This is a genomic window from Vibrio sp. Vb1166 (genome assembly GCF_033338695.1).
Classification (GTDB): Bacteria; Pseudomonadota; Gammaproteobacteria; order Enterobacterales; family Vibrionaceae; genus Vibrio; species Vibrio alginolyticus.
In genome coordinates this window covers 22,152-47,308 of the sequence record NZ_JAWOTE010000026.1, presented here as the reverse complement: position 1 = coordinate 47,308, position 25,157 = coordinate 22,152, and the positions used below count along the sequence as shown (strand labels likewise).

The window sequence follows — 25,157 nt, the reverse complement described above, 5'->3', positions numbered from 1 at the left end:
GGGAGATTCGCCATGACGGTAATGAACAACACTTTTATTGAAACAACACCAAACTTTTCTGAAGTAGAAATTGGTGCAGCTCGCAATGCATTCTTGCAGTACGAGCAAGAGCAACAAGTCCATTTGCTTACGGTTATGCCGATTGATGAGGCTGTAGGTATTTTACAGCATTGCTCTGTCGGCTATGTGAATAGTCTTATTGCTCAACTTGAGCAAGCAGGCCATGACAAACGCGCACGTCATTATGCTCACCAATTAGGTCTGCATATGTCTGAAGTTGATACACCTGATGGTTATTTATCGACTAGTGTTTTGGGGCACGTGAAGCAGCGTATTGGGTGGATCATTGCACTGGCTCTTTTAGGGATAGTGTCAGGCTTGATCATTGCTCAGTATGAGGACACCCTTAGTCAGCTTGTTTTACTTGCAGTGTACATGCCAGTGATTGCAGCTGCTGGTGGTAACACAGGAACACAAGCAGCAACTTTAGTGATTCGTGCTCTTGCTACTGGAGAGTTAAAAAAACGCCAATGGTTAGAAGTTTTGTGGAAAGAGAGCCGAGTCGCTCTATTTATTGCGCTAGCGATCGCTATCGTGATGATTGGACGCATTATGTTATTTAGTGCAGGACAATCAACAGGAGGCTTTGAACTGACCGATATCGCACTGGCAATAGCAGTTGCGCTGTTCATTCAAGTCACCATTTCTACAACATTGGGCGGGCTGTTGCCAATTATTGCACGAGCTTGCAAGTTGGACCCAGCCGTATTGGTGAGTCCAGTTCTTGCGTCTATCGTCGATATTTCAGGAATGTGGATTTACTTTAACGTGGTGAACTATTTCTTAGGTATTGCCTGACTAAAGTTCACAATGTCATTGTAAAAAAGCTGCTCAAAATGTGTAATCGGGGCGATGACAGGTGTGTTGTCGTCCCGTTTTTCTGGGAAGTAGTCTGAAACAAACTGAACAAAAATGGTGTTAGGTTGACCATTTTTATCCAAGCCATATCCAGCCATATTGTAAGTCCCGTAGATAGAGCCACTTTTAGCGATCAGCTGTCCTTTAATTGGAAGTTTTCGCATACTTTGTCGGTACTTTAATGTGCCGGATTCACCTGATTTCGGCATGATGGCAATCAATTTGAGTTCGTTTTCATGCTTCCAAATATAGCGCAGCATTTCAGCCATCTTGGTCGCGGAGATCCGGTTATTTCGCGAAAGTCCTGAGCCGTCTTCTAGGCGCGCATTACGAATATCAATACCAGTGTTGGCGAAAATGATCTGCTTGATCGCTTCTGTACCGTTAGTAAAACTACCTGGCTGAACGAAAAATTTAGCACCAAGTGTTTTGGTTAATGTGTCGGCAATCAAGTTGTCAGAGTTTTTGAGCATATCTTCAAGAATGTCTGGTAAGGCCTTTGATTGATGCATTGCGATGAGCTTTCGCTGCTTTTCTGGCGCCGTACCGACCCTAATCTTTCCTGATACCCCAATGTTGAGCTCCTTGAGCAAAGTCGCCAACCTTTGACTGGTGTAACGCTCAGGGTCTTGAACCGCAAATTTCAGTGGCAATGGTTTGTCTCTTTCAACCAAGCACCCTGTTAGCTTGTAGTTGTTATCGGGATTTGCAACTAAACCTAAGTCACAATGACGACTTTTCTTAATGGTTTTAGAAACAGTTTCTACGGTACTTGTGACACGAATAGGTTGATGCTCTGGTACGTAGACCCGCGTTCCACCATCTTTTTGTGTATAGATAGAGGCTTGTACACAGTTGTTATTGAGTGTGATGGTCGATGCCGGAGCGCTGTAGCAAACTCCCAAGATATCCCACGGCCAGCCCACCGCACGGTTATAACCAGTGAATGCGCTGTTATCGAGCCATAGGTCACCGTTAATCCGTTTTAAGCCATTTTTCTTAGCTAGAGTGAGAAGTGATTTTAAGTCGTTGGTTTGGAGTGTTGGGTCGCCGACAAAGTAAATCACTGCATCTGAGTTCGACGTTTCCAGCTTGGTTCGAAACCGGAAATTATCCCCCAGTTCTAGCTTTGCGGCTAATGCGGTGACGATTTTTAATGTACTCGCTGGTGGGAACAGTTGTTCGGTAGGATGAACACCGTCAAGCTCAGCATTTTCACTGAGTTTTTCCGCAACTAAACTGATGCGGGCGCCTTCAGGCAACACCTCTTGATGAGGGTACGCTTGTGAAAAAGCAGAAAGTAATGAAGAGAATATGAGCAAGGGCCAACGTAAACGCATAATGATACTTTCTAAGGTGAGTTATGTGATTGAGTATACGCAAGTCCTTTCAATATGCTAGGTAACTAAAGAAATGCTTCAAATGTCTTCATGAATGAGACACGAGAGAAAGGCGCGCTGCTTAAAATGAAGTATAAAAAATGCCCGCTTAAAGCGGGCATTCGATATTCTAGTCAAAGACCGGAATTAGAAGTCGTAACGTAGACCTAGAGCTAGCTCGTCTTCAGCATCGATCTTAGTTGCAACTGTTTTGCTAGTGTCAGTTGAACCAAACTTGTCACCTGCATCAATCAGGTTGAAGTTGTAAGAAATGTAACCACGGAAGTTAGGCTTGAAGTAGTAAGAAGCATCAACAGCGAAGTTGTTTGCAGAAGTTTCGTTGTTAGTTTCTGCATTGTTGTATGATGTTGTAAATACTGTTTGGCCTAGAGTGTAAGCACCCGCTAGCTCGTAACCAGTGTAATCAACTGTGTTACTGTTGTTTGAATCTTCCATTTTCTCGCCGTCAGTGAATACACCAGCGAAGTAAAGATCAGACATTGTGTAAGATGCAGCTAGCATGTACTCGTTAGCTTTGTCTTGATCTGCGTAACCAGCACCTAGCTCAAGACCAGTGTCAGCTAGAGCGTAGATTGCAGATAGAGAGTAACCGTCTTGTTTGTTGTCGTAGTACTCACCAGTGTTTTTGTTTTCCATACGATCAGCGAAGCGGTAGCTTGCTTTTACGCTTAGGTTTTCAAACTGGCCTTTGTAAGCCATCATGTTGTCTGTACGGTCTGATACAGCTAGTTTGTCTGCTGCAGAGTTACCGTGGTAAGCCATGATATCTGTGAAGTCAGTGATAACGCCTAGTGCACCTTCAGTTTTACCGTATGCGAACTCACCGTAAGCACCGCCAAGACCAGCGTAAGCAAGACGAGTTTCTAGATCGCTCTTGTCGTCGCCGTCTACAGTACCGTTTTGAGCAGTCTCAAATTCACCTTCCCAGAAACCAACACCGTATAGGTTGTCATTGATTTCTTGTTTACCAAGGAAGTTTAGACGGATGCGAGATTTGTCTTGAGCGTCGCCATCTTTCATAGATAGACGTGCTTCAGCACGGCCGCCCATTTCTAGAGAAGTACCGTCTTGGTTGTAAAGTTCAGCTGCGTTTACGCCAGTTGCCATAGCTGCTGCAGATACAGAAAGAGCAATTAGAGTCTTTTTCATCTTATTTGTCCTAGTTAGCTGTCCATAATCATTGTTGTATGGGGGAGAGGTGATCTCTCACAAGTTGTTGGTCCAAAATTGACTAATTGAGCGATATAGTTCGCACTTGTAAGCCATTGATCTAACAACTCGCTGGACATGTTTTACTGCTAAAGTTTCCGTATGAGTTAGTAAAATGATATAAATCCCACTGATGAACACTGTTCAATTGTACGTTGTTTTTATTTAAATTACTGTTTTTGATTGAAATTATTGGCAATGACATTGGCCTGACATTGATTAGTTTTTATCTTTTTTGATATTTTTGGTGTAATGAACAGTGTTGTTTTTCAATAAATTGAGAAGGTGATTCGCCCTAGAACCGCTCTAAAAGTGAGTTATATCATTATGCCGAAAAGGCATAGTCTTGCTGTCTTTCGAATTAAGATGATTTCGTCCGGGAGTTTGTTTACACTAAACGAAATACATCTTTAAGCGCACTACCCAGTCCTATGACAGGGTGGGCTTTTTTTGTCCAAAGACCCATTTGGGCTTGAGGTTATAAAATGGAAAAAGTTCCAATGACACTACGTGGCGAGCAAAAGCTACGTGCAGAACTCGATCGTCTACTTAAACTACGTCCTCAGATCTCAGAGGCAATTGCTGAAGCTCGTGAGCTAGGTGATTTAAAAGAGAATGCTGAATATCACGCCGCTCGTGAAGAGCAGGGCATTTGTGAAGCACAAATCCGTGACATTGAATACAAACTGTCAGTTGCTCAAGTTATTGATGTAACGAAGATGGAGAACACGGGTAAAGTTATTTTTGGTTCAACCGTAACCTTGATTGATATCGACACCGAAGAAGAAAAAACGTACCAAATCGTTGGTGATGACGAAGCCGATATCAAAGCAGGTCGCATTTCAGTGAGCTCACCTATTGCTCGTGGCCTGATTGGTAAGATGGAAGGCGATGAAGTTGCTATTCAAACTCCGGGTGGCGCGAAAGACTTCGAAATTGACCGAGTAGAATATATCTAAGTCGTTTGGAGTAGCATTACTACTCTGATAAAACGCAAAAAGGTCGCCTCAGGCGACCTTTTTTCTTCAGCAACGTAAGTAGGGTTACTTACGAGGGATTTCGATTTTACGCTCTTCAGACTGGCGGTATAGCACAAGCACTTTACCAATAGTCTGAACTTTTTCAGCGCCCGTCTCACGTACGATAGCGTCGATGATTAGCTGTTTTGTTTCACGATCTTCCGAAGCAACTTTTACTTTGATAAGTTCGTGATGGTTAAGAGCGATTTCAATTTCTGCTAGCACGGCTTCTGTAAGTCCATTTGCGCCCATTAGCACAACAGGTTTTAAACTGTGAGCTAGGCCTTTAAGGTGCTGCTTTTGTTTGGTGCTTAGGTTCATTACGCGGCCAATTTTCTTTAAATAAGGGTTGAAAAAAGCTATTTTAACGCCATCTATTGCTGAAGACTATAATTTATTGAGTAATAGGTAGCGCCTATTAAAACAATAGCTCCAATTTGTGCCTTGTTGGGATTAAAATGAGTAAACAAAAACATTCGGCTAGTTCTGGTCGTTGGTTGAAAGAACACTTTGATGATAAATACGCGAATGAAGCCCGAAAAAAAGGCTACCGCTCACGTGCTTATTTCAAGATCGATGAGATTCAAACGAAAGATAAATTGTTAAAGCCTGGAATGACAGTCGTCGACTTGGGGGCTGCGCCGGGCGGATGGTCTCAATATGCTGCTAAGATAGTAGGGGACAGTGGTCAGATCATCGCGTGTGACTTGCTTCCTATGGACCCGATTGCTGGCGTTAGCTTTTTACAAGGCGACTTTCGTGATGATGCAGTATTGGAAGCTTTGCTAGAAAGGATCCAACCTTCCATGGTAGACGTAGTAATGTCTGATATGGCGCCTAACATCGCGGGAAACAATTCTGTTGATCAACCTCGCGCTATGTATTTAGTTGAATTAGCTTTAGATATGTGTCGACAAGTTCTAGCGCCTAATGGTAGCTTTGTCGTAAAGGTTTTCCAAGGGGAAGGCTTCGATCAGTATGTGAAAGAAGTCCGAGACATGTTTAAAGCCGTAAAAATTAGAAAACCAGACTCATCGCGAGCCCGCTCTCGAGAGGTCTTCGTCGTAGCCACTGGTTACAAAGGTTAACCATTTTGCTCTCTTGAGAGCGTGTTAACACTATAGCTACAGTTAATGAACTGTAGTACCCTACCTTTAATTACAATTAGTTATCGAGAGGCTTACACCTTGAGTGACATGGCAAAAAATTTAATTCTGTGGCTTGTTATCGCCGTCGTATTGATGTCGGTATTCCAGAGCTTTGGCCCTGGAGAAAGCAATGGCAGAACCGTGGATTACACCACGTTTGTACAGGAAGTTGGCCAAGGCCAGATTCAAGAAGCAACTTTTAAAGACGGTGAAATTAGCTTTGTTCGTCGTGGCGGCGGTGCCAAAATGGTCACTTACATGCCAGTGTATGACCAAAAGCTTCTAGATGACCTAATTAACCAAAACGTGAAAGTACAAGGCACGCCTCCAGAAGAGCAAAGCTTGCTTGGTACTATCTTCATCTCTTGGTTCCCAATGATCTTACTAATTGGTGTATGGATTTTCTTCATGCGTCAAATGCAAGGCGGCGGTGGTAAAGGCGCCATGTCTTTTGGTAAGAGCAAAGCTCGAATGATGAGCGAAGAACAAATCAAGACAACTTTTGCTGACGTTGCAGGTTGTGACGAAGCAAAAGAAGACGTGAAAGAGCTGGTGGACTACCTACGCGATCCAAGCCGCTTCCAAAAGCTGGGCGGTAAGATTCCAACGGGTGTTCTAATGGTTGGTCCTCCTGGTACGGGTAAAACGCTTCTAGCGAAAGCCATTGCCGGTGAGGCGAAAGTACCATTCTTTACTATCTCTGGTTCTGATTTCGTAGAAATGTTCGTTGGTGTTGGTGCATCTCGTGTGCGTGACATGTTTGAACAAGCAAAGAAAGCCGCACCTTGTATCATCTTTATCGATGAGATCGATGCGGTAGGTCGTCAACGTGGCGCAGGTGTTGGTGGTGGTCATGATGAACGTGAACAAACACTAAACCAAATGCTCGTTGAGATGGATGGTTTCGAAGGTAACGAAGGTATTATCGTTATCGCTGCGACTAACCGTCCGGATGTGCTGGACCCTGCGTTACTGCGTCCTGGTCGTTTTGACCGTCAAGTGGTAGTTGGTCTTCCAGATGTACGTGGCCGTGAACAGATCCTAAAAGTTCACATGCGTAAGGTCCCTCTAGCGGGTGATGTAGAGCCTTCTCTCATCGCACGTGGTACTCCAGGCTTCTCTGGTGCTGACCTAGCAAACTTAGTTAACGAAGCAGCCTTGTTTGCTGCGCGCGGTAACAAGCGCAACGTTTCTATGGTTGAGTTTGAACTGGCGAAAGACAAAATCATGATGGGTGCTGAGCGCCGTTCAATGGTGATGTCTGAGGAAGTGAAAGAGTCAACCGCATACCACGAAGCTGGTCACGCGATTGTTGGTCGCTTGGTTCCTGAACACGATCCAGTGTACAAAGTGTCTATCATTCCACGTGGTCGTGCGTTGGGTGTAACAATGTACCTTCCAGAGCAGGACCGCGTGAGCATGTCTCGCCAACACCTAGAATCAATGATTTCTAGCTTGTACGGTGGTCGTTTAGCAGAAGAACTTATCTACGGTGCTGACAAAGTATCAACCGGTGCTTCTAATGATATCGAGCGCGCAACAGATATTGCTCGTAAGATGGTTACTCAATGGGGTTTCTCTGAAAAGCTTGGCCCTCTGCTGTATGCAGAAGATGAAGGCGAAGTGTTCTTAGGACGTAGTGTAACTCAGACTAAACATGTGTCTGACGATACAGCGAAGTTGATTGATGACGAAGTTCGTCAGATCATTGACCGCAACTACGATCGTGCGAAGAAGATTCTTCAAGAGAACATGGATATCATGCATGCGATGAAAGATGCGCTGATGAAGTATGAAACCATTGATGCTCGCCAGATTGATGACTTAATGGAGCGCAAAGCTGAAATTCGTGAGCCTGCGGGCTGGAGTGATAACTCAGCAAGCAAACCAGAAGACAGCGACAAGCCTCAAGCAAAGCAAGAAGTTAAAGAAGAAGCAACGGATACTGCGAAAGATGCAGAACAGCCTAGCTCTTCTGATACAACTTCTAACGAAGCGCCTGAAAAGAAAGACTCTGAATAAAGAGTATCGATAATATTAAACCCCGAGTTATCTCGGGGTTTTTGTGTTTATGATGATGATTACAGCAAATAACAAATCTTTGGACCTTTCGCGTCCACATGTCATGGCCATTCTAAATGTGACACCGGATTCCTTTTCGGATGGCGGTAAATACAACTCAATTGAACTTGCTCTTGCTCAAGTTGATAAAATGATAAAGGCTGGTGTAAGTATTGTTGATGTTGGTGGTGAATCGACAAGACCTGGTGCACCGGATGTGTCTTTGGAAGAAGAGCTTAGGCGTGTTGTCCCAGTAATCAAAGCCATTCGTGAAAAGTATGATGTGTGGATTTCCGTTGACACCAGTAAAGCAGAAGTGATGCGTCAAGCAATTGATGCTGGGGCTGATTTGATCAATGACATCCGTTCGCTGCAAGAGCCAGGTGCTCTGGAAGTCGCAGCAGAAGCAAACCTTCCAATTTGTCTGATGCATATGAAAGGTCAGCCTAGGACCATGCAAGTTGACCCTCATTATGATGATTTAATGGGGGACGTGTCGGCTTTTCTAGAAGAACGTATCGCGGCGTGTGAAGCAGCAGGGATTGATAAATCTCAACTGATTCTCGATCCTGGGTTTGGCTTTGGCAAAACAATCGAACACAATTATCATATGCTTGCTCATCTTGAAAAGTTTCATGAATTCGGCCTGCCTATTTTGGCTGGCATGTCTCGTAAATCCATGATCTTCAAACTGTTAGACAAGCCAGCGGCAGAGTGTACGAACGCAAGTGTCGTTTGTGCTACGATTGCCGCGATGAAAGGCGCGCAGATCATTCGCGTGCATGACTTTGAAGAGACAATCGAAGCGATGAAAGTTGTTGAGATGACGAAAAACAATATTTAAAAATAATAAAGGAAAGTTTATGTCGAATGAAAGACGTTACTTTGGTACTGACGGTGTGCGCGGTAAAGTAGGACAATACCCAATCACTCCAGACTTCGTACTTAAGCTTGGCTGGGCTGCTGGTCGTGTACTAGCGAAACAAGGCACAAAGAAAGTTATCATAGGTAAAGATACACGTATTTCAGGTTATATGCTTGAATCTGCACTAGAGGCTGGCCTTGCAGCTGCGGGACTTAAAGCAACATTTACTGGTCCCATGCCAACTCCAGCTGTGGCATATTTAACTCAGACTTTCCGTGCCGAGGCTGGTATTGTGATTTCTGCATCACATAACCCATATTACGACAACGGCATTAAATTCTTTTCTTCTGAGGGTACTAAGCTACCTGACGATATCGAATTGGCGATCGAAGCTGAGTTAGATAAAGAAATTGAATGTGTGGAGTCTGCTGAGCTTGGTAAAGCAACCCGCCTAAATGATGCAGCTGGTCGTTACATCGAATTCTGTAAGAGTACTTTCCCATCTGAGTTGAGCCTTGCGAACTTTAAGATCGTAGTAGACTGTGCGCACGGTGCAACGTACCACATCGCTCCAAATGTTTTCAAAGAACTTGGGGCAGAAGTTATCGCTATGGGCGTAGAGCCTAACGGCATCAACATTAATGAAAAAGTGGGCGCAACAGACGTACGAGCTCTTCAACAGCGTGTTGTTGAAGAGCAAGCGCATCTTGGTCTCGCATTTGATGGTGATGGTGACCGCATCATTATGGTCGACCACCTAGGTAACAAAGTTGATGGTGACCAAATTGCTTATATCATCGCTCGTGATGCACTTCGTCGTGGTGAGCTAAAGGGTGGTGTTGTTGGTACACTAATGACTAACTTGGGTATGGAAAATGGTTTAAAGCAGCTAGGCATTCCGTTTGTACGTGCTGCTGTTGGTGACCGTTATGTCATGGAGCAACTGCTAGAAAAAGGTTGGAAAATTGGTGCTGAAAACTCAGGCCATGTGATCTTATTAGATAAAGTCACAACCGGCGATGCGATTGTTGCTGCACTTCAAGTACTTGCTTCTGTAATTGGCAGCGATATGTCTTTATATGAACTATCGCAAGGAATGACATTATATCCTCAGGTTTTAGAAAATGTCCGTTTCTCAGGAGAAAGTAACCCTCTTGAAGCTACAGCTGTATTAAACGCTGTCGCTGAAGTAGAGGCGACACTTGGTGATAAAGGGCGTGTACTGCTGCGTAAGTCTGGCACTGAGCCTTTGATCCGCGTTATGGTGGAAGGCGAAGATGGTGAACTAGTTCAACACTCAGCATTGAAAATCGCTGAGGCTGTTAAAGCAAGTTGTTAATCATTGCGTTAAAGCATGTCTTGAATGAAAAGGGCATCTTTTGCCCTTTTTTTGAGCGCTTAACGCATTGGCATTGATTTTTTACTAATTTTCCCTTGTCAGCGTTACTGGCTTTCGCTAGTATTGCTCCGCCTCCCGTTAGGAGGTCGCTAGCCTTGTTCATAATGATTTATTCTTTTGAACGGCGCTGGCTCAACAATTTGGAACATAGGTGGAAAAAATGTTTTCAGTTCTACTTGTGATTTACCTGTTGGCAGCGCTTGGTGTGATTGGCCTTGTGTTGATTCAACAAGGTAAAGGCGCAGATATGGGAGCCTCGTTCGGTGCTGGTGCTTCAAACACAGTGTTTGGTGCTGGCGGCTCAGGTAATTTCTTAACCCGAACAACTGCTATTTTAGCAACCGTATTCTTTATCGTTAGCTTGTTACTTGGTCGTATGTCTACGCACCAGACTGAATCACAATGGGTAGACCCAACGTTAGGTCAACCAGTTGTTGAACAAGTTAAGGATGCAGCGAGTGAAGTTCCTGCCCCTGCGGGTGATGAAATTCCTCAATAAGCTGTAAGGTTTTGATGCCGAGATGGTGAAATTGGTAGACACGCTAGCATGAGGTGCTAGTGCCTTAGGTGTGAGGGTTCGAGTCCCTCTCTCGGCACCATGTATTTACAAACTTGTAAATCACTTGTTTGCGAGTATAATGCTCAGCAAGTCGGACGCGGGGTGGAGCAGCTTGGTAGCTCGTCGGGCTCATAACCCGAAGGTCGTCGGTTCAAATCCGGCCCCCGCAACCAATCTCTTTCTTTAAAAGGAAATCGTAGATTGGCAAGTTTGCGTAGTGCTAACCACACTACGAGTTAAGAAAAGCAATTGTTGGCTATTCTTAACGTATCAGGGTCCAGCAGCATAAAACCCCGACTATCGGGGTTTTTTGTTATCTGAGCTTTTTGAAATAGCTCAGATACTGCTTGGTTTTTTGATTGGGCTCTGAGCCCTTTTTTTGTTTCTGGAGTGGTTAAATGACTGGTTTAGAAAGACAACTTACTGAAATGCTTGACGCGCCAGTAGCGGCATCAGGTTATGAGTTAGTTGGATTAGAATTCATTCGTGCAGGCGCGCACTCAACGTTACGTATCTACATTGACCATGAAAATGGTATTAACGTAGACGACTGTGCAGAAGTTAGCCACCAAGTTAGTGCAGTTTTAGACGTTGAAGATCCAATTTCTGTTGCTTACAGCCTAGAAGTGTCTTCTCCAGGTTTAGAAAGACCACTTTTTAAAGCAGCACATTACGAGCAATTTATTGGTCACGAGGTCAGCATCGTATTGAAAATGGCTGTAGCAAACCGTCGTAAGTGGAAAGGTATTATCCACGGTGTTGATGGCGAAACAGTGACAATTACTGTAGACGGTCAGCAAGAAGAGTTTGCTCTAAGTAACATTTCCAAAGCTAACCTGATCCCTAAATTTTAGTTCCCTAAAAAAGTTTAAGCTTAGAGGCTAAATACAATGAGTAAAGAAATTTTAGCGGTAGCAGAAGCGGTATCGAACGAAAAAGCGGTACCTCGTGAGCGTATCTTTGAGGCTCTTGAGATTGCTCTAGCAACTTCTACAAAGAAAAAATACGAAATCGAAATCGACGTACGTGTTGCCATTGACCGTAAAACCGGTGAGTTTGTAACTTACCGCCGTTGGTTAGTTGTTGATGACGTTGAGAACCCTACAAAAGAGATCTCACTAGAAGCAGCGCAATACGAAGATGACTCAATCGAGCTTGGCGACTACGTAGAAGACGAAATCGAATCAGTAACGTTTGACCGTATTACGACTCAAACTGCTAAGCAAGTTATCGTTCAAAAAGTTCGTGAAGCTGAGCGCGCACAAATCGTTGAACAGTTCATCGACAATGAAGGTGATCTAATCACTGGTGTCGTGAAAAAAGTAAACCGTGACACAATCGTGCTTGATCTTGGTAATAACGCTGAAGCGGTAATCCTGCGTGATGACCAACTTCCTCGTGAAAACTTCCGTCCAGGCGACCGCGTACGTGGTCTTCTTTACAAAGTCGCGCCTGAAGCACGTGGTTTCCAATTGTTCATCACTCGTTCTAAGCCAGAAATGTTGGCAGAACTGTTCCGTGTTGAAGTGCCTGAAATCGCAGAAGATATTATCGAGCTTAAAGGCGCAGCACGTGATCCTGGTTCTCGCGCTAAGATCGCTGTCAAAACAAATGACAAACGTATCGACCCTGTAGGTGCGTGTGTTGGTATGCGTGGTGCACGTGTACAAGCTGTTTCTGGCGAACTTGGTGGTGAGCGTATCGATATCGTTCTTTGGGATGATAACCCAGCTCAATTCGTTATCAACGCAATGGCGCCAGCTGATGTTGCTTCTATCATCGTTGATGAGGATGCACACTCAATGGACATCGCAGTTGAAGCTGACAACCTAGCGCAAGCTATTGGTCGTAACGGTCAAAACGTGCGTCTAGCATCTCAACTAACCGGTTGGGAACTGAATGTTATGACAGTTGCTGATCTTCAGAAGAAACACGCTGAAGAATCACAAGCATCTATTGAAAACTTCATGAAGTACCTAGATATTGAAGAAGACTTCGCTCAACTTCTTGTTGAAGAAGGTTTCTCAACGCTAGAAGAAATCGCATACGTGCCAGTTAACGAGCTACTAGAAATCGATGGTTTGAATGAAGAACTAATCGAAGAGCTTCGTGGACGTGCAAAAGATGCACTAACGACGATCGCACTAGCACAAGAAGAGTCTTTTGAAGGTCTAGAACCAGCTGAGGACCTACTTGCACTTGAAGGTCTTGAGCGTGAGATGGCATTTAAATTGGCAGCGAAAGGTGTAGCGACACTGGAAGATCTTGCTGACCAAGGTATTGACGATTTAGAAGGTATCGAAGGCCTGACCGAAGAACGTGCAGGTGAGCTAATTATGGCCGCACGTAACATCTGTTGGTTCGGCGAAGAAGCATAATTTTCGGCAAGGAGGAAGCGGCATGACACAATTAACAGTTAAAGCACTGAGTGATGAGATTGGTACGCCAGTCGACCGCTTGATTGAACAACTTGCTGACGCTGGCATTAAAAAGGCGAGCTCTGACAATGTTACTGATGAAGAGAAGCAGAAGCTTCTCTCTCATTTAAAGAAAGAACACGGTGATAAATCAGGTGATTCAGAGCCGACTCGCCTTACGCTTCAGCGTAAAACTCGTAGTACACTTAGTGTGAACGCGGGTGGTGGTAAGAGTAAGAATGTTCAGGTTGAGGTGCGCAAAAAACGTACATACGTGAAGCGCAGCACAATTGAAGATGAAGCGAAACGTGAAGCTGAAGAAGCAGCACAACGTGAAGCAGAAGAAGCAGCAAAACGTGCAGCAGAAGAAGCTGCAAAACGTGAAGCTGAAGAAGCTGCGAAACGTGAAGCTGAAGAAGCTGCAAAACGTGAAGCGGAAGAAAAAGCGAAACGTGAAGCTGAAGAAAAAGCGAAGCGAGACGTAGATACGAATGCACAACGTAATGCTGAAGAAAAAGCAAAGCGTGATGCTGAAGAGAAAATTAAGCAAGAAGCAGCGCGAAAAGAGGCCGACGAGCTTAAACGTCGTCAGGAAGAAGAAGCTAAGCGTAAGGCTGAAGAGGAAAGTCAGCGCAAGCTTGAAGAAGCTCGCGAATTGGCTGAAAAGAATAAAGAGCGTTGGTCTGCTGCAGAAGAGAAAAAGGGTGATATGGAAGATACAGATTACCATGTAACGACTTCACAATACGCACGTGAAGCCGAAGATGAAGCAGATCGCAAAGTAGAAGGCGGTCGTCGTAAGAAGAAAAAAGCAGCTTCGGGTAAAGACGACCAAGCTCGCGGTGGCCGTAACAACCAACGTGGCGGTAGAGGTCGTAAGGGCAAACTTGCTAAGCCGACTTCAATGCAGCACGGGTTTGATAAGTCAGCAACGGTTGCTAAGCAAGACGTTGTAATTGGCGAAACGATCGTTCTATCAGAACTTGCTAACAAGATGTCGGTTAAAGCGACAGAAGTTATCAAAGTAATGATGAAGATGGGCGCTATGGCGACTATCAACCAAGTGATCGACCAAGAAACAGCACAACTTGTTGCTGAAGAAATGGGCCATAAAGTAGTTCTTCGTAAAGAGAACGAACTGGAAGAAGCGGTACTATCTGACCGTGACACTAACGCGGAAGCAGTTCCACGTGCTCCAGTTGTTACTATCATGGGTCACGTTGACCACGGTAAAACGTCAACACTTGACTACATCCGTCGCACACACGTTGCTTCTGGCGAAGCGGGTGGTATTACTCAGCACATTGGTGCGTACCACGTTGAAACAGACAACGGCATGATCACGTTCCTTGATACTCCTGGACACGCAGCGTTTACTGCAATGCGTGCTCGTGGTGCTCAAGCGACAGATATCGTTGTTCTTGTAGTTGCAGCAGACGATGGCGTAATGCCACAAACAGTAGAAGCGATTCAGCACGCGAAAGCGGCAGGCGTTCCTCTAATTGTTGCTGTGAACAAGATCGATAAAGAAGACGCGAACCCAGATAACGTTAAGAACGAGCTTGCTCAATACGACGTTATTCCTGAAGAGTGGGGCGGTGAGAACATGTTCGTTCACATCTCTGCTAAACAGGGTACAAACATCGATGGTCTTCTAGAAGCAATCCTTCTTCAGTCTGAAGTTCTTGAACTTACAGCTGTAGCTGAAGGCATGGCATCTGGTGTTGTTGTTGAATCTCGCCTAGATAAAGGTCGTGGTCCAGTTGCAACAGTACTTGTTCAATCAGGTACACTAAACAAAGGCGACATCGTTCTTTGTGGTCAAGAATACGGCCGTGTTCGTGCAATGCGTGATGAGCTAGGTAAAGAAATTACTTCGGCTGGCCCATCTATCCCTGTAGAGATCCTAGGTCTTTCAGGTGTACCATCTTCAGGTGATGAAGCAACAGTAGTTCGTGACGAGCGTAAAGCGCGTGAAGTAGCTAACTACCGTGCTGGTAAGTTCCGTGAAGTGAAACTTGCTCGTCAGCAGAAATCTAAACTAGAGAACATGTTCTCTAACATGACTGCTGGTGAAGTTGCTGAACTTAACGTTGTACTTAAAGCAGACGTTCAAGGTTCTGTAGAAGCAATCGCAGACTCACTAGTTAAGCTATCTACTGACGAAGTTAAAGTGAACATCGTTGGTTCTGGTGTTGGTGGTATTACGGAAACTGACGTAGTACTAGCGGAAGCTTCAAACGCAATCATCCTTGGCTTTAACGTTCGTGCAGATGCTTCTGCTCGTCGTGCTGTTGAAGCCGCAGCTGTTGACTTACGTTACTACTCAATCATTTACCAATTGATTGACGAAGTGAAACAAGCAATGGGCGGTATGCTTGCTCCAGAATTCAAGCAAGAGATCATTGGTCTTGCTGAAGTTCGTGACGTGTTTAAGTCACCGAAACTGGGCGCTATCGCTGGTTGTATGGTTACAGAAGGTGTGATCAAGCGTAACAACCCAATCCGTGTACTACGTGATAACGTTGTTATTTACGAAGGTGAACTAGAGTCACTGCGTCGTTTCAAAGATGACGTTCAAGAAGTTAAGAATGGCTACGAATGTGGTATCGGCGTTAAGAACTACAATGATGTTCGCGTTGGTGACCAAATCGAAGTCTTCGAAATCGTTGAAATTAAACGTACTCTAGACTAATTGACTAAAATTACTAATATTGTCTTTGAAAGATAAGTAGTAATTGGTTGTTGAATACACCATGGGGGGCTGGCTTTGACCAACCCCCCATTCTTTCTATATAAGAGTAAAGATATGTCAAAAGAATTTAGCCGCACGCAGCGCGTTGCACAGCAGCTGCAAAAAGAACTAGCGATGATCCTTCAACGTGAAGTTCGTGACTCTCGCCTTGGCATGGTGACGATCTCAGACGTAGAAGTCTCTCGTGACCTAGCTTACGCAAAAGTATTTGTGACCTTCCTATGTGTGGGTGAGCAAACACCTGAATCATGTCTAGCAGCGCTACGTGAGCACGAAGTGCACATTCGCATGATGTTAGGTAAGCGTATTCGTCTACGTTTAACGCCAGAAATCCGCTTCCACTATGACAATACGCTTGTTGAAGGTATGCGTATGTCTAACCTAGTGTCTGAAGTCGTTAGTTCAGACAAACAAAAGCAAAAAGATTCTGGTCGTGAGGACGAAGAATAATGGCTCGTCGTCGTAAAGGTCGTCCAATTAATGGCGTTATACTGTTGGACAAACCAACAGGTATCTCTTCCAATGATGCACTGCAAAAAGTAAAGCGAATCTACTTTGCCGAGAAAGCAGGCCACACTGGAGCCTTGGACCCATTAGCGACAGGCATGCTGCCAATTTGCTTGGGTGAAGCGACAAAATTTTCTCAGTTTCTTCTTGATTCTGATAAACGCTACCGCGTGATCGCAAAGCTGGGTGAACGTACCAATACGTCTGACTCGGATGGTGAAGTTGTAGAGACGCGTCCAGTCGATGTTACGTTAGACAAGCTAGAAGCGTGCATCGATCAGTTCCGTGGTGAATCTGATCAAGTGCCTTCCATGTTCTCTGCGTTGAAGTATCAAGGTAAACCCTTGTATGAATACGCTCGTAAAGGCATCGAAGTTCCGCGTGAATCTCGTAAGATCACGGTATATGAGATTGTTCTTCACCGTTTTGAAGGCGATGAAGTAGAGATGGAAGTGCACTGCTCTAAAGGTACCTATATTCGTACTATCGTTGATGATCTGGGCGAAATGTTAGGTTGTGGTGCGCACGTAACTATGCTTCGTCGTACTGGTGTGGCTAAATACCCTTACGAGAATATGGTAACACTTGAGCAACTAAATGAGTTGCTAGAGCAAGCTCACCGCGAGGAACGAGCGCCTCGAGAACTACTGGACCCACTGCTTTTGCCAATGGATACAGCGGTAGAAGACTTACCAGAAGTCAATTTGGTGCCTGAACTGGCGAATATGGTCCAACATGGGCAGCCCGTTCAAGTATTTGGTGCTCCAACTGAGGGCTCACTTCGCCTTACTATGGGTGAAGAACGCTTGTTTATTGGCGTTGGCGAAATGAACGAAGATGGCAAAATCGCTCCTAAGCGATTGGTCGTGTTCCGAGATGACGTTGCATCCAAGTAAATGATTGAAAATACCGACCTGAGTGTCGGTATTTTTATATTGCACGAGATAGGAATTTTCCCTATAATCCGCGCTTCGCGTAGCGGCTGAATCAGAGATTGGCTGCTACAACTTTAAACCTACTCTTATTAGGAGAGAATTATGTCTCTGAATGCAGAAACTAAAGCAGCAATCGTTGCAGAATACGCACAAGGCGAAGGCGACACTGGTTCACCAGAAGTTCAAGTAGCTCTACTTACAGCTTCTATCAACCACCTACAAGGTCACTTCAAAGCGCACAAAGGCGATCACCACAGCCGTCGTGGTCTTCTACGCATGGTTTCTCGTCGTCGTAAGCTTCTAGATTACCTAAAAGGTAAAAACCTAGCTCGCTACCAAGACCTAATCAAACGTCTAGGCCTACGTCGCTAATCAGCGACTGCATAGCAGTTTGTCTAAAAAGGGGCTTTATGCCCCTTTTTTGTTGCCTAAATTTAGCCAAATTAGACTTATGCCGTTATAATACTGGCGGCTAAACCTTGTAAGAGGTTTTCTCAAAAGCTCATAGCATTACAGTCAACCACGTCGACCAAAAGGTCGCGACTATTCAAAAGGAATTTCCGAGTTTCTTTTTACTAGTCGCGATTCGTAATGCCTTGAGTGTCAATTAACACATCTAAGATTTCTTTAAGCACTAAAGGAAGATTAGAAACAAGGAATAACAATGTTCGAAAAACCAGTTGTTAAAACGTTCCAGTACGGTAACCACACAGTTACTTTAGAAACTGGCGTTATTGCACGTCAAGCTACAGCAGCAGTTATGGTCACAATGGATGATACGTCTGTATTCGTATCTGTTGTAGGTAAAAAAGAAGCCGTTGCAGGTCAAGACTTCTTCCCACTAACGGTTAACTACCAAGAGCGTACTTACGCTGCGGGTAAAATCCCAGGCGGCTTCTTCAAACGTGAAGGTCGTCCTTCTGAAGGCGAAACGCTAACAGCTCGTCTAATCGACCGTCCAATCCGTCCGCTATTCCCAGACGCGTTTAAAAACGAAGTTCAGGTTATCGCGACAGTAATGTCTGTAAACCCAGATGTTCAGCCAGATATCGTTACAATGATCGGTACTTCTGCTGCTCTTGCTATCTCTGGCATTCCATTCAACGGCCCTATCGGTGCGGCGCGTGTTGGTCATATCGATGGTCAGCTTGTACTTAACCCTAGCCAAACTGAACTAGAAACTTCTAAGCTTGACCTTGTTGTTGCAGGTACAGAGTCAGCAGTACTGATGGTTGAGTCAGAAGCGGACAACCTAACTGAAGAAGAAATGCTAGCGGCGGTTGTTTATGGTCATGACCAACAACAAGTTGCTATTCAAGCTATCAACGAATTCAAAGCAGAAGTTGCAACTCCTGCTTGGGATTGGGTTGCTCCTGAAGAGAACACAGCGCTTAAAAATAAGATTGCTGATCTAGCAGAAGCTAAACTTGTTGAAGCTTACCAAATTACTGAGAAAATGGCTCGTTACGACCGCATCCATGAGATCGCTGCGGAAGTAAATGAAGTTCTTCTTGCTGAAGATCCTGAAGCAGATACAAAAGAAATCCACACTATCTTCCATGATCTAGAGAAGACAGTAGTACGTAGCCGTATTATTGCAGGTAACCCTCGTATCGATGGCCGTGAAAAAGACATGGTTCGTGCACTAGATGTACGTACTGGTGTTCTTCCTCGTACTCACGGTAGCGCGCTATTCACTCGTGGTGAAACTCAGGCGATCGTTACGGCAACGCTAGGTACTCAGCGTGATGCTCAAATCATCGATGAGCTAACTGGTGAGCGTAAAGATCACTTCCTACTGCACTACAACTTCCCTCCATACTGTGTAGGTGAAACTGGTTTTGTAGGTTCTCCTAAGCGTCGTGAAATCGGCCACGGTAAACTGGCGAAGCGTGGTATTGCTGCAGTAATGCCTTCTGTTGATGAGTTCCCATACACAGTACGTGTTGTATCGGAAATCACTGAATCTAACGGTTCATCTTCAATGGCTTCAGTATGTGGTACTTCTCTTGCACTTATGGACGCAGGTGTACCAATCAAAGCATCTGTTGCTGGTATCGCAATGGGTCTTGTTAAAGAAGGTGACGATTTCGTTGTACTTTCTGACATCCTTGGCGATGAAGACCACCTAGGTGACATGGACTTTAAAGTAGCAGGTACTAACACTGGTATCACTGCACTTCAAATGGACATCAAGATCGAAGGCATCACTAAAGAAATCATGCAAATTGCGCTTAACCAAGCTCAAGGCGCACGTAAGCACATTCTATCTGTAATGGATGAAGCTATCTCTGGTGCTCGTGAAGACATCTCTGAATTTGCTCCGCGTATTCACACGATGAAGATCAGCGCTGAGAAGATCAAAGACGTTATCGGTAAAGGTGGTGCAGTTATCCGTGCTCTAACTGAAGAGACTGGTACAACTATCGAAATCGAAGACGACGGTACTATCAAGATTGCTGCAACTGAAGGCACTGCTGCGAAAGAAGCTATCCGCCGTATCGAAGAGATCACTGCTGAAGTTGAAGTGGGCCGTATCTACACAGGTAAAGTTGCACGTCTAGCTGACTTCGGTGCATTCGTAACGGTTCTTCCAGGCAAAGATGGTCTTGTACACATTTCTCAAATCGCAGAAAAACGCGTAGAGAAAGTGTCTGACTACCTAGCTGAAGGTCAAGAAGTTCAAGTTAAAGTTCTTGAAATCGACCGCCAAGGCCGTGTACGTCTAAGCATGAAAGAAGCGGTAGAAAAGCCAGCTGAAGAAGCTGCTGCTGAAGCACCAGCTGCTAAAGACGAGTAAGACAAAATGAGACTTTCAGCCTTTTATTAGATTAAGGGCCTGAAAGCATGTTATAAAAGGGGAGCATTTTCGCTCCCCTTTTTTGGTTTGTTTCGATGTATTAACCTCAAACGAGGTTATCGCCTATATTGCATTAAGAGAAATAAATCTTGAGCGGTCCAAACAGGAGTATCAATTAGTGAAATGGTTTCAAACCGCAATTTTATGTGTTGCTATCGCGCTGACCGGTTGTGCAAATACTTCTCAACAATCAGCACAAAAGTGGTTATATCCACCGATGGCGGTGCCACTTCAGCCTAGTGTTCAACAAGAAGTACAAATCGCGCGTCTCTCGCAGTTGCTACAACGTCCCGACCTTAGTGATGAAGTGCGCGCTAAAATGCATTATGAGCGCGGTAGCTACTACGACAGCGTTGGTTTACGTGATCTTGCCCGTTTGGACTTTAACCAGTCTTTGCAGTTGAATCCTGCTCAGCCGGACATCTTCAATCTTTTGGGAGTATACTTTACCCAAGTAGGAGAGTTTGATGCGGCATATGAAGCGTTTGACTCGACCATAGAGTTGGCTCCTGATAATACCTATGCTGAGCGCAACCGTGCGATTGCACTGTATTATGGTGGCCGAATCGATCTCGCTTTAGAAGATATGACCAAGCATTATCAAGAAATGCCAACGGATCCTTTTCGTTCATTATGGCTGTACATCATCGAAGCTGAGCAAAATCCAGAGCAAGCAAAAGCCAATCTTCAACAGCGTTATTTACGAGATCGTAGTGAAGAGTGGGGGTGGGTTCTTGTTGCTATCATGCTGCGAGACGTCTCGGACGAAGACGCGCTTAAAGCAATTATGGATGGAACGAGAGAGAACTATCGCCTAGCTGAACGATTGACGGAAACGTATTTCTACCTTGGAAAGCGTAATCAGCTTGAAGGTGATATCGCAAGTGCCATCTCACTTTATAAGCTCGCGATTTCGTTCAACGTTTACGATTATGTTGAGCATCGCTATTCTTTCTTGGAGTTGGCGCAAATTTACGATCAATTACAGCAAGATAGATTGGCCAAGTTAAAGGCTGCCAAGAAGCTGGAAATTGAATGATTTAGAGCCGCTCGATGAGAGCGGCTTTTTTTATGATTGAACTTGATGAGTGACTCATTTAAAATAGTTAGTCTTGCTAACTAAGTGGTGGTGGCTTTTATGGCATTAGAAGAAAGCTTGATTGATTTAGAGCGTTTTTGCGCCAAAGCTTGGCGTGTCTATGCCAAAGAAGATCCATTATCACATCTAAGCTTTAATGAGTTCGATTATTTACGTGTGATTCAGGTTTACCCTGAGGGTGTGCGAATAACCGATCTTGCAGAAGAGCTGCAAGTGACTAAGCCTTCCGCATCGACAATGGTTGTGCGTTTGGAAAAAAAGGGTTTGGTGAAACGCATCGCATGTAATGAGGATGCTCGTGCTAAGCGTGTGTTGCTTACGGAAGAAGTCGCAGAAAAAATGTCTTTGGAGCAGGTAGTGTACAAAGATATCTCTGACCAAATGATGCAACAATTAAATCAGCAAGAAGCTGAACAGTTACAAGCTTTATTGAATAAAGCATTGAGTAATAAGTCATTTTAAACTGAAGCAAAGGCCTCAGCTGTATGGTTTAGTTTTTGTTGTTTCATCTTTCTTTTATTTAATTTAACCATTTAGTTAGCCTTGCTAATTAAATGGTTAGCTTTGCTAACTACTGGTGACAGTCATGCAAAACTCAATTTATAGACAGTTTTGGAAATATACGATTCCAACCGTCGCAGCAATGCTCGTAAACGGTTTGTATCAAATAGTTGATGGCATTTTTATTGGCCGTTATGTTGGCGCTGACGGATTAGCTGGGATCAATGTTGCGTGGCCTATTATCGGTTCGATCCTCGGTATAGGAATGATGATTGGGGTGGGGACTGGCGCGCTGACTTCGATCAAGCAAGGAGAGAACGATCATGAAGGCGCTAAGCGAATCCTAACGACCGGATTGACGTTGTTAGCGGCATTGATGCCGATCGTTGCTACAATATTGTTCTTGTTTTCGGATGAATTTATTCGCTGGCAAGGTGCGGAAGGGCGAGTGTTTGAACTTGCGCTGCAATATTTGCATATTCTGATTGTCGCGTGCGTATTCACGTTGGGTTCTATCGCAGTTCCGTTTTTATTACGCAATGACGACAGCCCGAACTTAGCAACGATTTTGATGGTCATCGGTGCCGTTATTAACATTGTATTAGACTACGTATTTATTGCTTGGTTGGAGTGGGAGTTAACCGGAGCCGCTATTGCCACTGCACTTGCACAATTAGTGGTCACTGTGCTCGGTATTGGTTACTTCTTTACTTCAAAAGCAACATTACGCCTTCGTATCCGCGACTTCAAAGTTCAGGTTGATGCTGCACCAAAGATTATCATGATAGGTACATCAAGTTTCTTTATGTACGCCTACGGCTCTGTGATGGTGGCACTGCACAACGCGTTATTTGCTCAATACGGAAGTGCAATGTTGATCGGAGCGTACGCCATTTTGGGGTACATCGTGACGGTTTACTATCTGATAGCAGAAGGAATTGCGAATGGTATGCAGCCTTTAGTGAGCTTCAACCACGGTGCACGTAATCAGGAGAACATCAGAAAGTTATTAAAGGTCGCGATGGGGACATCTGTGCTTGGTGGGGTGGCGTTCGTTGTTTTGATGAACCTTTTCCCGTACGAACTGGTTGCGGTGTTTAATAATGCTGACCAACAGTTGATTGATAGCACCGTGATCGGGATTCGTTTACACATGTTTGCGTTGTTCTTAGATGGTTTTTTAGTTGTGGCGGCCGCGTACTATCAATCAGTAAACAAAGGCAGCAAAGCTATGTTTGTAACACTAGGCAACATGCTGGTCCAGTTGCCATTCTTATTCATTATGCCGAAACTTTTCGGCGTGACAGGTATTTGGTTAGCTTTCCCATTGTCTAACATTGCATTGAGTTTGGTCGTGATCAGTATGTTGTGGCGAGATGTGAAAAAGCTGCTTAATGAGAGTTCTGTCGAACCAAGGGTGCAAGCCTGCTAACAAAAGCTAACAGATAAAAGCGAGGCTAGGCCTCGCTTTTATCTTTAAGGATTAAATGGTTTTTACTTCTAAGCCCGCTAGTTGATGCCAATAGCCATTGCATTGGCGGCTTTCGAGCTTTTCAGGATTATCGCCGTATTCGTTTGAGCGAAAACGCTCTAACTCTGAAAAAGTGTCGATACCAAGAGGGCTTAACCGGACCACATCAACCAGCCCTTTCATAGTAGGTAAGTCATTGATGAGGTTGTAGCAATACCCTGACTGTGTTTGAATGCCGTTAAGGTTAAAGACTTCTTGCCCTTCTTGGCTGCTGACCTGGATACCCGTAGGGTATTTGATACAGCAGGTTTCGCAATCGTCTTTCGCTCGGTTTTCAGCTCGGGCTGTGAAACAGCGAGCGGAATACGCTAAAGGCAAATAACCGTGGCTAAATACCTCAACTTCAAACTTGTTACGAATACCAAGCTCGTCACACTGAACTAAAGTATCGTTTAACCATTCGCGAGATAGCTCGACAGGCATGCACCAACGCATCATACCTTGCTTCAAAAATAAGTTGAGCGTGTGTGCGTTATAAGTATTGATTGCAGGGCCAACGACGAAAGGCACTTTATGCTCTGATGCCAATTGAACAGCAGATACGTCATTTGCTTCAATCGCGAAGTCACCGTTGTCGATGTACTTCTTCATTATGTTTACTTCACTCGGAGCTTCTAGTAGTGCCATTGTTGATAGCACCACTTGCTTGCCAGATGCAGACAGCTCTTTTGCGATTTCAAGCCAATGCGAAGGCTTCATTTCTCGACGTTTTGAACATACGGTTTCCCCAAGATAGATGATGTCCGCGGAGCTTGATTTCGCTTGTTCATAAAACGCTTCGATGTCTTGTTTTGGCCAGAAGTACAACAGCGGGCCAAGCGCGTATTTCATTGAATTATCCATCTTAACCTCTACTGCCATTTGCGGTGATAAGCACCAAGTGTGGTCTGCGTACCTTCAGACACGTTTGCCAATGCGGCATCCCAAGCCGCTTCGACTTGATAAGCTTCTGGGTTTGCTTGGTAACGGTCAATCGCGGCTCGCCATGTTCGAGTGACTTGTTCTACGTAAGCTGGGCTACGTTGGCGACCTTCAATTTTTACAGACGCCACATTTGCAGCAAATAGTTCTGGCAGCATAGAGAGGGTGTTCAAACTGGTTGGTTCTTCCAGTGCGTGGTAGCGTTTTTTCTCGCCTTCGATTTCTGCTTCGAAACGACCTTTACACAAGGTAGGGTAGCCCGCATTTTCACCGGCGCTGTAGCGATCGATCAAAATGTCGTTAAGGCGGGATTCCAGACCATTTTCTGTTTCTTGCCAGCGAACGTACTTAGCTGGAGAGCATGCTCCCACAGTGTTTGGAGACTCGCCTGTCATATATGACGATAGGTAGCAGCGACCTTCAGACATGATGCAAAGGCTACCAAAAGCAAAGACTTCTAACTCGACATCGCTAGTGATGTTGCGTGAGAGCTGTTTGACCTGATGAATCGATAAAACGCGGGGTAGCACTACCCGTTTTACGTTGAAGTTTTGTTTGTAAAAATCAATGGCTGCGACGTTGGTCGCTGATGCTTGCACTGAAAGGTGTAGTTCCAGATCGGGATATTTGCGAGCCGCGTACTCCAGCACTGCAATGTCTGCAACAATCAGCGCGTCTACACCCAGTGCCGCTGCATTGTCTACTGCGTTCGTCCAGCGCTCGAAGCCATTGGGATGAGCGAAGGTATTCAACGCGACATGAATTTTTTTATTGCGGTCATGAACGTATTGCACCGCTTTTTCTAACTTTTTGCCGTTAAAGTTTAGGCCAGCAAAGTGACGGGCGTTGGTATCATCTTTGAAACCAATGTAGACGGCATCGGCACCGCAATCAATCGCAGTTTTTAACGCAGGCAGGTTACCCGCGGGACACAAGAGTTCCATATGCTCACAATCATTGAGAATAAAAAGGTGCCCGCATTTTATGAAGAATTATGAATAGCGAAATTGACCTAAGTTAGGTTTAGCTCAATAAAGTCGATATTTACCCCTT

Annotated in this window: 22 protein-coding genes and 2 tRNA genes; 19 read left to right on the top strand and 5 right to left on the bottom strand. The window is 44.7% G+C overall.

Annotation, left to right across the window (positions count from 1 at the left end; all coding sequences use genetic code 11):
- Window positions 1–12 precede the first annotated feature (12 nt).
- Window positions 13–858 carry a magnesium transporter gene (locus R7E51_RS19930; RefSeq protein WP_005380062.1) on the top strand — a complete coding sequence of 282 codons (846 nt, stop codon included), beginning with the start codon at window positions 13–15 and terminating at the stop codon, window positions 856–858.
- On the opposite strand, the gene dacB is transcribed toward R7E51_RS19930, so the two are convergent.
- Both dacB and R7E51_RS19920 read right to left on the bottom strand, forming a co-directional pair.
- A complete protein-coding gene (dacB, locus tag R7E51_RS19925; protein ID WP_017820417.1) occupies window positions 837–2,258 on the bottom strand; it encodes a serine-type D-Ala-D-Ala carboxypeptidase in 1,422 nt (473 codons plus the stop codon). The two genes, R7E51_RS19930 and dacB, sit on opposite strands and share 22 nt — an antisense overlap.
- Before the next feature lie 186 nt (window positions 2,259–2,444).
- The gene (locus R7E51_RS19920; protein ID WP_005380064.1) at window positions 2,445–3,467 is read right to left on the bottom strand and encodes a porin; all 1,023 of its coding nucleotides are present in this window, start codon (window positions 3,465–3,467) and stop codon (window positions 2,445–2,447) included.
- Between the two features lie 545 nt (window positions 3,468–4,012).
- On the opposite strand from R7E51_RS19920, the gene greA reads away from it, so the two are divergent.
- On the top strand, window positions 4,013–4,486 hold the full coding sequence (gene greA / locus R7E51_RS19915; RefSeq protein ID WP_005380065.1) for a transcription elongation factor GreA: 474 nt from the start codon (window positions 4,013–4,015) through the stop codon (window positions 4,484–4,486).
- An 84-nt stretch (window positions 4,487–4,570) separates the two neighbouring features.
- Here the strand turns inward: greA and yhbY are convergent, their stop codons facing one another.
- Window positions 4,571–4,867 (bottom strand): ribosome assembly RNA-binding protein YhbY, encoded by a 297-nt coding sequence (gene yhbY / locus R7E51_RS19910; protein ID WP_005380066.1) that lies wholly within the window; start codon window positions 4,865–4,867, stop codon window positions 4,571–4,573.
- A gap of 137 nt (window positions 4,868–5,004) precedes the next feature.
- Between yhbY and rlmE the strand changes: the two genes are divergently transcribed.
- From rlmE to R7E51_RS19825, 17 genes are all read left to right on the top strand, one after another.
- Entirely contained in the window at window positions 5,005–5,634 is a 630-nt protein-coding gene (gene rlmE / locus R7E51_RS19905; protein ID WP_005388985.1) for a 23S rRNA (uridine(2552)-2'-O)-methyltransferase RlmE, read from the top strand.
- Window positions 5,635–5,742: 108 nt separating this feature from the next.
- The gene (ftsH, locus tag R7E51_RS19900; RefSeq protein WP_021034025.1) at window positions 5,743–7,716 is read left to right on the top strand and encodes an ATP-dependent zinc metalloprotease FtsH; all 1,974 of its coding nucleotides are present in this window, start codon (window positions 5,743–5,745) and stop codon (window positions 7,714–7,716) included.
- Window positions 7,717–7,768: 52 nt separating this feature from the next.
- Entirely contained in the window at window positions 7,769–8,599 is an 831-nt protein-coding gene (gene folP / locus R7E51_RS19895; protein ID WP_017820419.1) for a dihydropteroate synthase, read from the top strand.
- A 19-nt stretch (window positions 8,600–8,618) separates the two neighbouring features.
- Complete coding sequence (glmM, locus tag R7E51_RS19890) at window positions 8,619–9,959, top strand: phosphoglucosamine mutase (protein ID WP_005388992.1); 1,341 nt, start codon at window positions 8,619–8,621, stop codon at window positions 9,957–9,959.
- Between the two features lie 220 nt (window positions 9,960–10,179).
- Window positions 10,180–10,518: a preprotein translocase subunit SecG gene (secG, locus tag R7E51_RS19885; RefSeq protein ID WP_005380080.1), complete on the top strand. Its 339-nt coding sequence runs from the start codon at window positions 10,180–10,182 to the stop codon at window positions 10,516–10,518.
- 16 nt (window positions 10,519–10,534) lie between these two features.
- A tRNA-Leu gene (locus R7E51_RS19880) sits at window positions 10,535–10,618 on the top strand.
- Between the two features lie 56 nt (window positions 10,619–10,674).
- A tRNA-Met gene (locus R7E51_RS19875) sits at window positions 10,675–10,751 on the top strand.
- Window positions 10,752–10,976: 225 nt separating this feature from the next.
- Window positions 10,977–11,432, top strand: a complete 456-nt coding sequence (gene rimP, locus R7E51_RS19870; RefSeq protein ID WP_005386424.1) for a ribosome maturation factor RimP — start codon at window positions 10,977–10,979, stop codon at window positions 11,430–11,432.
- A 36-nt stretch (window positions 11,433–11,468) separates the two neighbouring features.
- Window positions 11,469–12,956 (top strand): transcription termination factor NusA, encoded by a 1,488-nt coding sequence (gene nusA, locus R7E51_RS19865; RefSeq protein ID WP_005380084.1) that lies wholly within the window; start codon window positions 11,469–11,471, stop codon window positions 12,954–12,956.
- Window positions 12,957–12,978: 22 nt separating this feature from the next.
- Window positions 12,979–15,690, top strand: a complete 2,712-nt coding sequence (gene infB, locus R7E51_RS19860) for a translation initiation factor IF-2 (protein ID WP_005380086.1) — start codon at window positions 12,979–12,981, stop codon at window positions 15,688–15,690.
- A gap of 114 nt (window positions 15,691–15,804) precedes the next feature.
- The gene (rbfA, locus tag R7E51_RS19855; RefSeq protein WP_005380087.1) at window positions 15,805–16,200 is read left to right on the top strand and encodes a 30S ribosome-binding factor RbfA; all 396 of its coding nucleotides are present in this window, start codon (window positions 15,805–15,807) and stop codon (window positions 16,198–16,200) included.
- Window positions 16,200–17,153, top strand: a complete 954-nt coding sequence (gene truB, locus R7E51_RS19850) for a tRNA pseudouridine(55) synthase TruB (protein ID WP_005380088.1) — start codon at window positions 16,200–16,202, stop codon at window positions 17,151–17,153. The genes rbfA and truB overlap by 1 nt, the downstream gene beginning before the upstream one ends.
- A gap of 141 nt (window positions 17,154–17,294) precedes the next feature.
- Complete coding sequence (gene rpsO, locus R7E51_RS19845) at window positions 17,295–17,564, top strand: 30S ribosomal protein S15 (protein ID WP_005380094.1); 270 nt, start codon at window positions 17,295–17,297, stop codon at window positions 17,562–17,564.
- Window positions 17,565–17,856: 292 nt separating this feature from the next.
- Complete coding sequence (gene pnp, locus R7E51_RS19840) at window positions 17,857–19,992, top strand: polyribonucleotide nucleotidyltransferase (protein ID WP_005380098.1); 2,136 nt, start codon at window positions 17,857–17,859, stop codon at window positions 19,990–19,992.
- A 178-nt stretch (window positions 19,993–20,170) separates the two neighbouring features.
- A complete protein-coding gene (gene nlpI, locus R7E51_RS19835) occupies window positions 20,171–21,091 on the top strand; it encodes a lipoprotein NlpI (protein ID WP_005380101.1) in 921 nt (306 codons plus the stop codon).
- A gap of 99 nt (window positions 21,092–21,190) precedes the next feature.
- Entirely contained in the window at window positions 21,191–21,613 is a 423-nt protein-coding gene (locus tag R7E51_RS19830) for a MarR family winged helix-turn-helix transcriptional regulator (RefSeq protein WP_005380103.1), read from the top strand.
- A gap of 124 nt (window positions 21,614–21,737) precedes the next feature.
- Entirely contained in the window at window positions 21,738–23,084 is a 1,347-nt protein-coding gene (locus R7E51_RS19825; protein ID WP_017635889.1) for an MATE family efflux transporter, read from the top strand.
- A gap of 51 nt (window positions 23,085–23,135) precedes the next feature.
- Here R7E51_RS19825 and R7E51_RS19820 read toward each other — a convergent pair whose 3' ends face one another.
- Window positions 23,136–24,014 (bottom strand): U32 family peptidase, encoded by an 879-nt coding sequence (locus R7E51_RS19820; protein WP_021034024.1) that lies wholly within the window; start codon window positions 24,012–24,014, stop codon window positions 23,136–23,138.
- A 20-nt stretch (window positions 24,015–24,034) separates the two neighbouring features.
- Window positions 24,035–25,048, bottom strand: coding sequence for a ubiquinone anaerobic biosynthesis protein UbiU (gene ubiU, locus R7E51_RS19815; protein ID WP_005386427.1), 1,014 nt, complete (start codon window positions 25,046–25,048; stop codon window positions 24,035–24,037).
- Between the last annotated feature and the right edge of the window lie 109 nt (window positions 25,049–25,157).